Raw genomic sequence first — 11,321 nt, 5'->3', positions numbered from 1 at the left:
CGGTGTGTCAGTCAACGATGCAATAACTGAAATACCGCTTTCGCGAGCAAGCCCGCTCCCACATTGAGTGATGCGCTGCTCAGGCGATTGCGGCCATGATATGCCGGCGATGATGCCCTTCCAGCTGATCCTTGATCACCTTGAGCACTTTGGCTTCATGCTCATGAATGAAGAAGTGCCCGCCGGCGAGCATGTCCACTGAAAAGCTGCCACGGGTTTCCTTGCTCCAGCCGATCAGTTGTTCGGTGGTCGCGCGATCCGCCTTGCCGCCCAGCACGTGCACCGGGCAGTTGAGCAACGGCCGCGACAACGGCTCGAATTTGCCGCAGAGCAAGAAGTCCGCGCGCAGGATCGGCAGGGTCAGGCTCATCAGCTCGGCATTGGCCAGCACTTCTTCGCTGGTGCCGTTGAGCGTGCGCAATTGATCGATCAGCTCGGCGTCGGTTTTCGGCTCGGCAAAACCGCGATCGTAATCGGCGCGCATCGTCGGCGCCGCCGTGCCCGAGGCAAACAGCGCCACCGGTTCCGGACAGCCCAATGCGCGCAGCGCGTGAGCGATTTCGCAGGCCAGCAGCGCGCCCAGGCTATGGCCGAACAACGCATACGGCGCTTTGAGATTCGGCCGCAATTCCTTGGCCAGTTGCATCGCCAGCGCCCGCATATCCGTGTGCAGCGGCTCGTCGAAACGTGCACCGCGCCCCGGCAGTTCCACCGGTTGCAGTTGCAGCCATTGCGGCAGTTTTGGCCGCCAGCGGCTATAGACCATGGCGCTGGCGCCGGAGTACGGCAGGCACAGCAGGGTCAGCTTGTTCACCCGGCTTTCCTCGAAAAATTTGTCTGTAGAGATAAACGGATTACGCCCCCGGCAAATTAGTCGCGCGCCGGTAAATTGCGCCAACAGGCGCTCGTTAACTGTTCAGGCCAAAACCAATAACGAGGATTCACCGTGGACCTGCAGAGCATCCTGGGCAAGTTGTTCGCCAACGCCGGTGCCGTCGGCATCGAAGGCGTTTTCCAATTCGTGTTTGGCCCGCAGCAGGCCTACTGGTCGGAGGTCAAGGCCAGCAGCCGCACCGCGCCCGGACGCCATCCCAGCCCCGACGTGACCATTGAAGTCGCCGAGAGCGATTTTCTCGGGATCATGGGTGGCCGAGTCAATGTCGAAGAACTGTTCGCCAGCGGACGCCTGAAAATCGGCGGCAACATGGGCCTGGCGACGCTGCTGCCGCAGATCATCGAGCATGCGATGCACGGTGGCGCAGTGGCGCAAAAGGTCGACATGAACAAGCGCTACCCGACCCCGCCACGCTTCAGCGAACAACTCACCGCCGGGCTGCCGGTGCAGACCCGCATCGAGCGCCATGCGCGCAATGAATTGTCGGTCAGCGAATTCAAAAGCAGATACTTGCCCAACGGCATCCCGGTGGTGATCAGCAACGCCCTGCAGGACTGGCCGCTGTTCAAGCTCAGTCGCGAGGAATCACTGGTGCATTTCGCCGAACTGCAGGGCATCACCCGCCACGGCGATTACGTGAAGAAAACCTTTTCCACCGAACGTGATTTCCGCTCGACGTCGATGGCCGAGTTCATTGCCTCGCTGGACCAACCGGCAGTCAAACGGGCTGACGGCGAACCACCGGCCTACATGGGCAACAACATCCTGCCGGCGCAATTGCTGCAGCAGATCAAGTACCCGCCCTACTTCGATGCTTCGCTGTTCATCCCGCCACGCATCTGGATCGGCCCCAAAGGCACGCTGACGCCGCTGCACCGCGACGACACCGACAACCTGTTCGCGCAGGTCTGGGGCCAGAAGCAGTTCACCCTCGCCGCCCCGCATCACCGCGAAGCACTGGGCACCTGGTCGACAGCGCCAAAGGGTGGCCTGGACGGCTGCGACTTCAACCCCGACGCACCGGACTATGAGCGCTTTCCCGCAGCACGCGATGTGACGTTCCTGCGCGTGACGCTGGAGGCCGGGGATCTGCTGTTTCTGCCGGAGGGCTGGTTCCATCAGGTGGAGTCGGTGTCGACGTCACTGTCGGTGAATTTCTGGGTGAATTCGGGGCGGGGTTGGTAACCCATCCGCTGTCTGTGTGGATAACTCTGTGGCGAGGGGATTTATCCCCGATCGACTGCGCAGCAGTCGCAAACTCACCCGGCACGCTTCTTCTGAAGGAAAGAGCTGGCTGGATTTGGGGCTGCTTCGCGGCCCATCGGGGATAAATCCCCTCACCACAACAGCCCGCGATGGCCGGGTTATTTCAGGTGCCTATAACTCTGAAACGCCGACGCCAACACCACCGCCCCCGCCATAATCGCCAGCCAGAATCCGCTGCGGGCGCCAAACGCATCCACCAACGCGCCCGAGCCGGCGGCGCCGATCGCCACGCCGATACTCAGCCCCGTCACCAGCCAGGTCAGGCCTTCAGTCAGTTTCGCCGGCGGCACGATGCGTTCGATCAACGCCATCGCCACAATCAGCGTCGGCGAGAAGAACAATCCCGCGACAAACACCGCCAGCGACAAACCGAAAATATTGCTCGCCAGCAACAGCGGCAGCGTGGTCACCGCCGTCGCCACCCCACCGTAGAGAAACAGCCGCGGCAACGGCAGTTTCGAACGCATCGCGCCAAACGCGATACCGGCCAGACACGAACCGATGGCGTACACCGACAACACGATGCTCGCCGCCGCCGGTTGGCCCTGCTGCTGGGCGAACGCGACGCTGACCACATCGACCACACCGACGATGACGCCCATGGCAAGCATCAACGCCAGCAGCCATTGCACGTCGGTCGAGCGAATGATCGAACCCTGATGCTGTGATTCCTGCGGATGCACCGCCGGCTCGGTGCTGCGCTGGGCGACAAACGCCGTCACCCCGATCGCCAGCGCCAACAGCGCGGCCAACGGCCCGGCCTCGGGAAACGCCACCACGCACAAACCCACTGACAGTGGCGGGCCAACGATGAAACAGACCTCATCGAGTACCGATTCCAGCGCATAGGCGGTCTGCAATTGCGGCTGGCCGCGATAGATCTCGGTCCAGCGCGCGCGCACCATCGCCGACATGCTCGGCATGCAGCCGGCCAGCGCGGCGAAGATGAACAGGGTCCAGGTCGGCGCCTGCAAACGCGTGCACAGCAGCAACATCAACAGCGCCCCACCACCGATCAACGCCGATAGCGGCAGCACTTTACCCTGGCCGAAACGATCCACCAGCCGCGACACCTGCGGCGCACAAAAAGCCGTGGCCAGGGCAAAAGTCGCCGCCACCGCACCGGCCAGCGCGTACCCGCCCTTGAGCTGCGAGAGCATGGTGATCACGCCGATGCCGGTCATGGAAATCGGCATGCGCGCGATCATCCCGGCCAGTACAAAAGCCCGGGCGCCGGGGGCGGTGAATAATTCGCGGTAGGGGTTTGCCATGGGTACAGCCTCATCAGGGGCCGCCAAGTTGCCATAAAGGTTGATGAGCGTGGAAGCGGGGAATTGTTGGTGGAATGTGAAGGCGCGAAACTCGACACCTTGCGATTCCAGGCACTCTCCCAGGATCGCTCCCCAAGACCAATGGCATTGCCGCCGACGTCTGGAATCACATAACCAATCGTCGAAAATCGCGCACACCTGTCAGGTTTTACAGGTGCCTTTTCATGCGATTGCAGTTCTCATGAGGCTTTGACTCAATGGCGTACCGCTCCTGAATGAACGGGCAACTGCTCTTGAGCACTATCCCATAGCGCACGCGCCAAGGAGCCTTGCCATGGAAGAACAGCTTATTCTGGTATCGCCCAAGGATCGCCAGACCGGTGTAGCCTCAAAGATGAAAGTGCATCACCAGGGACTGCGCCATCGCGCATTTTCGATTCTGCTCTTTGACTCACAAGGTCGGATGCTGATGCAACAACGCGCGTTGGGCAAATATCATTCCGGCGGATTATGGACCAACACGTGCTGCGGGCATCCTCGCCCCGGCGAACGCACGGCCGCCGCTGCCCTGCGTCGACTGCAGGAGGAAATGGGCACGACGTGCAAACTGCAAAAAGTCGCCTCGATGCTCTATTACGAGCAAATGTCCAATGAACTGATCGAGCATGAATTTGACCACGTGTTTGCCGGCCTCAGCCAGCTCGATCCGGTAGCCAATCCCGAGGAAGTCGAAAGTTGGGAGTGGCTGTCGCTGGAGGAGATCACCGAACGGATCGAACAGGCACCCGAGCAGTTCACGATCTGGTTTCGCCGGATGTTCGAGCAGTTCGGGATAGGGGGTGTAAGGCAATGGTTCGAGGCCGCCCACGATGCGTCAGCGGCACGATCAATGCCTGATGCTTTTGGGAAAAAGGCAAGATCACCCTGGGCCGTCCCGCCGTTGTATTGTCCGGCGCCGTTTCGGGTTGATACGGCGCTGGCCGAGGCCGTCGAAGATCGGCTTATGCCATGGATCAAGGAAGTCGGCATATTTGCGGGACAACTCGAAAAGGTCCGCGCCATGGGGTTCGGTCGCTTCGCCATGCTTTGCCATACCGACACTCACGATCCCGATCGCCTGCTGCTTTCGGCACAGTGCATCGCCGCCCTGTTTGCCGTGGATGATTACTACTGTGATGACGAGCGAACCGGCTCCGAACCGCGCCTGGTAGGGCCCCGACTTTCGCTGGCGCTGGCCGCACTGGAGCCGGCGCACCTGCCCTCTCGCTTTCGTTGCGGTCTTGATCATGCACTGAACAGTGACCCGGTACTGGTTGCGCTTCGCGCCTATATGGACCGCGTTCAGGCATTCGCATCTTCCGTACAAGTGGCCAGGGTACGCCACGAAATCATCGCCATGTTTGTCACCATGACTGCCGAAGCGGCCTGGCGCCTGGAAGGATTGACCCCACCCATCTGGGAATACCTCGCTCAACGCCAGACCAACAGCTTTTTACCCTGCATGTCATTGATCGACGTGATCGGTGGATACGAACTGCCAGCACACATCTACAGCGCCCCTGCCGTGCGGCGCGTGACCACGCTGGCCGCCAGCGCCACAATCGTCGCCAACGATCTGTATTCCGCACACAAGGAAAATCAGGCCGCAATCGGCGATTTCAATCTGCCGCAGTTACTGGCTCGCGAACACAATTGCACGCCCCGACAAGCGATGATCAAGTGCGCGCACGTTCATGACGAAATCGTGCACCTGTATGAAGCGGCGGAACAAGCCGTGCTGCCGGATGCATCGCCGCTGCTGCAGCGTTTTCTGACCGGCATAAAAAGCTGGGTCTCCGGCAGTCTTGAATGGCACCGGCACAGTGGCCGCTATCACGTCTGAACGTGTCGATCTTTTCATGCATGCGGATGAACTCTCGCAGCTCGCCATGGGTCAGCTGACTGAGCCCTTAACCCAGGCATTTCGAGCATGCAGATTTCCCTCGCCCGCCAAGTAGCACTGGTCACCGGCGCCAGCTCCGGCATCGGCCACGCTGCCGCAAAAGCGCTGGCCGCTGCCGGCGCAGCCGTCGTGATCAATTACAACCGTCAGGCCGAACCTGCCGAGGCACTGGCGCAGCAAATCATCGCCGACGGCGGTCAGGCACTGGCCATCGGCGCCGATGTGTCCAAGGAAGACGAGGTCGAACGGTTGTTCGCCGAGACCCTCGAGGCCTTTGGCGCGCTGGACATTCTGGTGGCCAATTCCGGCATGCAAAAGGATGCGCCGGCGGTGGACATGACCCTCGAAGACTGGAACACGGTGATCGGCGTCAACCTCACCGGCCAGTTCCTCTGCGCTCGCGCCGCGCTGCGGATTTTCAATCGCCAGGGCGTGCGTGAAGGCGTGTCCCGCGCGGCCGGCAAGATCATTCACATGAGCTCGGTGCATCAGCGCATTCCGTGGGCCGGGCACGTCAACTATGCGGCGTCCAAGGGCGGCGTCGATCAGTTGATGCAGACCCTCGCCCAGGAAGTCAGCCAGCAGCGCATCCGTATCAACGGCATTGCGCCGGGGGCGATTCGCACCGCCATCAATCAGGACGCCACCGAAGGCGCTGCCGGTGAGAAGCTGCTGGAGCTGATCCCTTACGGTCGCATCGGCGATGTCGAGGACATCGCCAACGCGGTGGTGTTTCTCGCTTCCGACGCCGCTGACTACATCGTCGGCACCACCCTGTTCATCGACGGCGGCATGAGTCTTTATCCGGAGTTTCGTGGCAATGGCTGAGCATCATCCTGAACGACAAAGCCCGATCGACGCCCACGGCATCATCGGTGATCTGCGCAGTGCGGCACTGGTCAACGACAAGGGCAGCGTGGATTTTTTCTGCTGGCCGGAATTCGACAGCCCGTCGATCTTCTGTTCGCTGCTCGACACGCCCGAGGCAGGGATTTTCCAGCTCGCCCCGGACTTGCCCGATGCCCGGCGCGAGCAGATCTACCTGCCCGACACCAACGTTTTGCAGACGCGCTGGCTCAGCGAACAGGCCGTAGTGGAAATCACCGATCTGCTGCCGATCGGCGACAGTGTCGATGACCTGCCGCTGCTGATGCGCCGGGTGCGGGTGGTCAGCGGTGAAGCGACGTTTCACATGCGCTGCGCGGTGCGGCATGACTACGCACGTGCCAACACCCGGGCGCAGATGGATCAACAATCGGTGATTTTCAGTGCGGAGGGCCAGCCATCACTGCGGCTGGTGGCGGATCAGGCGTTGCACATCGATGGCGAGTCGGCCGTTGCCTCCTTCAGTTTGAAACAGGATCAGCACGCCGAATTCGTCCTCGGTGGCGCCGACGATCCGCGCTTCAAGGATGACGGCGCGAAAATGTGCCTGGAGCGCACGCTGAAGTTCTGGCGCGACTGGATCGGTCAGTCCAACTACCGCGGGCGCTGGCGGGAGATGGTCAATCGCTCGGCCCTCGCGCTGAAGCTGCTGACCTCGCGCAAGCACGGCGCAATCCTCGCCGCCGCCACCTTTGGCCTGCCGGAAACCCCCGGCGGCGAGCGCAACTGGGACTATCGCTACACCTGGATCCGCGACGCTTCGTTCACCGTCTACGCGTTCATGCGCCTGGGTTTTGTCGATGAGGCCAATGCCTACATGGGCTGGCTGCGTGGTCGGGTCAGCGATTGCCAGGGAAATTCGACCAAACTCAACATCCTCTATGCGATCGACGGTCGCCAGGAGCTGCCGGAAACCGAACTCTCCCACCTCTCCGGCCATGGCGGCGCGCAACCGGTGCGCATCGGCAATGGCGCGTACGATCAGATTCAGCTCGATATCTTTGGCGAACTGATGGACGCGGTGTACCTGGTCAACAAGTACGGCGACGCGATTTCCCACCAGGGCTGGAAACACGTGCGCGAAGTGGTCGATCAGGTGTGTGAGACCTGGCAGACAACCGATGTCGGCATTTGGGAAATGCGCGGTGAGCAGCATCACTTCCTGCACTCGCGACTGATGTGCTGGGTGGCCTTGGACCGGGCGATTCGCCTGGCCTCGAAACGCTCGCTGCCGGCGCCGTTCGTCCAGTGGGATCAGACCCGGCAGGCGATCTATGCCGACATCTGGGACAACTTCTGGGATGAGGAGCGCGGGCATTTCGTCCAGTACAAGGGCGGCACCGCGCTCGACGGTTCGATGCTGCTGATGCCGCTGGTGCGCTTCGTCAGCGCCAAGGATCCACGCTGGCTGTCGACCCTTGAAGCGATCGAAAAGACTCTGGTACGCGACGGCATGGTTTATCGCTATCGCAACGATGACGCCAACATCGACGGTTTGACCGGCACCGAAGGCGCCTTTGCCGCCTGCTCATTCTGGTACGTCGAATGCTTGGCCCGCGCCGGTCAGGTGGAAAAGGCGCATCTGGAGTTCGAACAACTGCTGCGCTACGCGAACCCACTGGGCCTGTATGCCGAAGAGTTCGACAGCAAGGGCCGCCATCTGGGCAACACCCCGCAAGCGCTGACGCATCTGGCGCTGATCAGTGCGGCGAGTTTTCTGGATCGGCGTTTGAGTGGGGAAAAGAGTGTTTGGCAGCCGTAATTTCGCCAGTGTTTGTAGGAAATATGCCGCATAAGCGCGCTGCGCCGGGCTAACCCCTACACAGAAATAAACAGAATCAGATCCCCTGTGATGAGGGGATTTATCCCCGACGGGCGGCGCAGCAGTCCTGATTTTTCCGGTGCATTTCGTCAACAGCACCGCGTTGCTTGGCTTTGCGCCTGCTGCGCAGCCGATCAGGGATAAATCCCCTCACCACAGTTTGGGTAGTTTGTTCCTGCTTCTTCTAAACAACACCCTGGCAAATCCCTCCCCCGCAACCTGCACTTACACCCTGAAATACCCTGTTGCCAGCTGTTACATCCCCCCCTACCATCCACCGCAACGGGCACAGCGGAGCTGTCCAATAAAACCCGAATTCAAGGAAACAGAATGACCCAGCACGTCCACCGCCCCATCGCCACGCCCCTGCGCAGCGGCCTGACCCGCACCCAACTCTGGGAAGCCGCCGACAAAGGCCTGATCAAGTGCTGGGAAATCGGCCGTCAGCGCGCCACCCGCTTCCCCGACCTTGCCCAACAATGCCTCGCCGGCGAACTGCCGGTGCTCGGCTGGAAAGGTGGCGTGAGCCGCAGCCTGAAGAAAAACGAGAAATACGGCTCGCTGAAATACTTGGCGCAGTGGCAGGGGTTGCGTGGCGAGGATCTGGATATTGATCTGGGTGAAGAGCGTTCGCTGACCTGCTCGCGGACGAAGATGCGGGTAACGTTTACCCCGGATCGGACGAAGTATTTCAATCAGGTGGCGGAAGCCGAGGCTTAAGGAGAAGCAACGATGGTCGATTTGCATCAGGAATTTAAGAGCAGCGTGTTCTTTCACCAGGCAAGAATCGAGCGGCGCTCGGTCGATGCTCTCATCGGCATCGCCGCCGGGCTTGCCGCAGACGGCACGATCAACCAGCAAGAAGCCGAGTTTCTCAGAACCTGGATTGAAACCCATTTGGTGCACCTGGATGATCCGGTTGTGAACATCCTTTACAGACGTCTTGCCGACATGCTCAGTGATGGAGTTCTAGACGCCGACGAGTCTGCGGAGCTGTTGGAAATGCTGCATCAGTTCACCGGGCTGCCAGTCGCACCAACACAAACACCAACGTTTACCACTCCGGCCAGCCTTCCTCTCGACCACCCTGCCCCGCAGTTATGCCTGATTGATCGGGTCTTCCTGTTTACAGGCGTCATGGCCTATGGGCCACGTAAAGAATGTGAGTCGCAGATCCTCGAACGCGGCGGCCTTATTGGTGGTTCCGTCAGCAAAAAGATTCACTATTTGGTAGTGGGCAGCATTGGCAATGATCAGTGGCTTCACAGCTCTTACGGCACCAAGATCAAGAAAGCCGTTGAGCTGAGAGACAGCGGCGTGCCGATTGCGATCATCAGCGAAGATCATTGGCAGAAGGTTCTGTTCGGGTAATTGCCCCTAAGGGCATCGCTGACTCTGCTTCGCCAACACTGACCGAAAACCGCTCCCTGTACGCCTGCGGCGTCACCCCGATCGCCCGCAGGAAACTGCGGCGCAACGTCTCCTCACTGCCAAACCCGCAGTTGGCCGCAATCCGTTTCACCGGCAACCCGGTATCACTGAGCAAACGGCGGGCGGTTTCGACGCGGATCAGTTCGATGGCGCGGGCCGGGGTCTGGCCGGTGTCGGCGCGGTAGTGGCGGACGAAACTGCGTTCGCTCATGCCGGCCTGTTCGGCCAGGGTCGGGACGCCGAGGTCGCAGGTGAGGTTTTCGGCGATCCAGGCGTGCAGTTCATCAAAGCGATTGCCCTGATTCTGCAGGGCCAAGGTCACGCTGAATTGCGATTGCCCGCCGGGGCGTTTGAGGAACACCACCAGATGCCGGGCGACGTCGAGAGCAATATCACTGCCCAGATCTTCCTCGACCATTGCCATTGCCAGATCGATGCCGGCGGTAACGCCTGCCGAAGTCCAGACCGGGCCGTCGTTGATGAAGATCGGATTGGCTTCGACCTGCAGCTTCGGATGCTGCTGCGCCAGTTGTTCGCAACGGGTCCAGTGGGTGACCACGCGACGTCCGTCGAGCCAGCCGCTCGCCGCCAGTAGAAATGCCCCCGTACACACCGAGGCGACGCGTCGACATTTCGCTGCGTGCTCGCGCACCCAATCCACCAGCGCCAAATCCTCCGCCGCCGGATAAATGCCCCAGCCACCGGCGATGATCAAGGTATCGCTGGCCTGCTGCGGCAACGGTTCGGCCAGTACTGCCAGCCCCGCCGAGGACATCACCGCCCCGCCCTCGCGAGCAATCACCGACGGCGCATACGGTACCGGCAAGCCGCGTTGGCGGGCGATGTCGTTGGCCGAGGCGAACACTTGCAGAGGGCCGGTGACGTCGAGAATCTGCATGTTGGCAAACGCGAGTACATGGATGACTTTGGGCATTTGGCGTAATTCGTGGGGTTATTGGCGTATACGCCAAAACCTACGCGCCTACAGTGAAGCCGTCCACCCCTCAAATGGAGAAAAACCCCATGACGTTGCAGATCGGTTTTCTGTTGTTTCCGCAGGTGCAGCAACTCGACCTGACCGGTCCCTATGACGTACTGGCCTCGCTGCCGGACGTGCAGGTGCATCTGATCTGGAAAGATCTGGTGCCGATCACCGCCAGCACCGGCCTGCTGTTGAAACCGACCACCACCTTCGACGACTGCCCGGATCTGGATGTGATCTGCATTCCCGGCGGCGCCGGGGTCGGGCCGCTGATGGAAGATGAGCAGACGCTGGGGTTCATCAAACGCCAGGCAGCGCAGGCCAGGTATGTGACGTCGGTGTGCACCGGTTCGCTGGTGCTGGGCGCGGCGGGACTGCTGAAAGGCAAACGTGCGACCACCCACTGGGCCTATCACGAACTGCTGCCGAAACTCGGCGCGATTGCGGTGCAGGACCGGGTGGTACGCGACGGCAATCTGTTTACCGGTGGCGGCATTACCGCAGGCATCGACTTTGCGCTGGTGCTGGCCGCCGAACTGGTGGGAGTTGAGGCGGCGCAGTTGATTCAGCTGCAACTGGAATATGCGCCGGCACCGCCGTTTGAATCGGGCAGCCCGCAGACGGCGCCGAGTGCTGTCGTCGATGAGGCTCGGCACCGTGCAGCGCCTTCGTTGAAACTGCGCACGGAAATCACCGAGCGCGCGGCGGCGAAGCTCGATCTGCGCTGATTCCTCAGCCACACACAGATCTACTGTGGGAGCGGGCTTGCTCGCGAATGCGGTGTATCCGTCGAGATTTTTATCGCCTGACACACCGCATTCGCGAGC

10 protein-coding genes are annotated in these 11,321 nt (G+C 61.0%); 7 read left to right on the top strand and 3 right to left on the bottom strand.

Annotated elements, in window-relative coordinates; all coding sequences use genetic code 11:
* Positions 1–79: 79 nt before the first annotated feature.
* Positions 80–814: an alpha/beta fold hydrolase gene (locus tag QMX91_RS24190; RefSeq protein WP_134785888.1), complete on the bottom strand. Its 735-nt coding sequence runs from the start codon at positions 812–814 to the stop codon at positions 80–82.
* A 132-nt stretch (positions 815–946) separates the two neighbouring features.
* Here QMX91_RS24190 and QMX91_RS24185 point away from each other — a divergent pair, with 132 nt between their 5' ends.
* The gene (locus QMX91_RS24185) at positions 947–2,080 is read left to right on the top strand and encodes a cupin-like domain-containing protein (RefSeq protein ID WP_282413498.1); all 1,134 of its coding nucleotides are present in this window, start codon (positions 947–949) and stop codon (positions 2,078–2,080) included.
* Between the two features lie 179 nt (positions 2,081–2,259).
* On the opposite strand, the gene QMX91_RS24180 is transcribed toward QMX91_RS24185, so the two are convergent.
* On the bottom strand, positions 2,260–3,432 hold the full coding sequence (locus QMX91_RS24180; RefSeq protein WP_097087672.1) for an MFS transporter: 1,173 nt from the start codon (positions 3,430–3,432) through the stop codon (positions 2,260–2,262).
* Positions 3,433–3,766: 334 nt separating this feature from the next.
* On the opposite strand from QMX91_RS24180, the gene QMX91_RS24175 reads away from it, so the two are divergent.
* The 5 genes from QMX91_RS24175 to QMX91_RS24155 all read left to right on the top strand — a co-directional run bounded on the left by QMX91_RS24175 (position 3,767) and on the right by QMX91_RS24155 (position 9,452).
* Positions 3,767–5,314 (top strand): family 2 encapsulin nanocompartment cargo protein terpene cyclase, encoded by a 1,548-nt coding sequence (locus QMX91_RS24175; RefSeq protein WP_098967998.1) that lies wholly within the window; start codon positions 3,767–3,769, stop codon positions 5,312–5,314.
* Between the two features lie 87 nt (positions 5,315–5,401).
* A complete protein-coding gene (locus QMX91_RS24170) occupies positions 5,402–6,202 on the top strand; it encodes a glucose 1-dehydrogenase (RefSeq protein ID WP_098967997.1) in 801 nt (266 codons plus the stop codon).
* A complete protein-coding gene (locus tag QMX91_RS24165) occupies positions 6,195–8,021 on the top strand; it encodes a glycoside hydrolase family 15 protein (RefSeq protein ID WP_282413497.1) in 1,827 nt (608 codons plus the stop codon). The genes QMX91_RS24170 and QMX91_RS24165 overlap by 8 nt, the downstream gene beginning before the upstream one ends.
* A gap of 390 nt (positions 8,022–8,411) precedes the next feature.
* Positions 8,412–8,801: a hypothetical protein gene (locus tag QMX91_RS24160; protein ID WP_135295325.1), complete on the top strand. Its 390-nt coding sequence runs from the start codon at positions 8,412–8,414 to the stop codon at positions 8,799–8,801.
* Between the two features lie 12 nt (positions 8,802–8,813).
* A complete protein-coding gene (locus QMX91_RS24155) occupies positions 8,814–9,452 on the top strand; it encodes a BRCT domain-containing protein (RefSeq protein WP_135295324.1) in 639 nt (212 codons plus the stop codon).
* On the opposite strand, the gene QMX91_RS24150 is transcribed toward QMX91_RS24155, so the two are convergent.
* Positions 9,415–10,446: a GlxA family transcriptional regulator gene (locus tag QMX91_RS24150; protein ID WP_282413496.1), complete on the bottom strand. Its 1,032-nt coding sequence runs from the start codon at positions 10,444–10,446 to the stop codon at positions 9,415–9,417. The genes QMX91_RS24155 and QMX91_RS24150 overlap by 38 nt on opposite strands.
* Positions 10,447–10,535: 89 nt before the next feature.
* Here QMX91_RS24150 and inhA point away from each other — a divergent pair, with 89 nt between their 5' ends.
* A complete protein-coding gene (gene inhA, locus QMX91_RS24145) occupies positions 10,536–11,222 on the top strand; it encodes an isonitrile hydratase (RefSeq protein WP_282413495.1) in 687 nt (228 codons plus the stop codon).
* Positions 11,223–11,321: the final 99 nt, after the last annotated feature.

Origin of the sequence: Pseudomonas sp. PS01299 (assembly GCF_029960145.1) — a bacterium.
Lineage (GTDB): Bacteria > Pseudomonadota > Gammaproteobacteria > Pseudomonadales > Pseudomonadaceae > Aquipseudomonas > Aquipseudomonas putida_A.
Note: the sequence above shows the minus strand (reverse complement) of the source record. Positions and strands in the feature narration are given on the sequence as shown.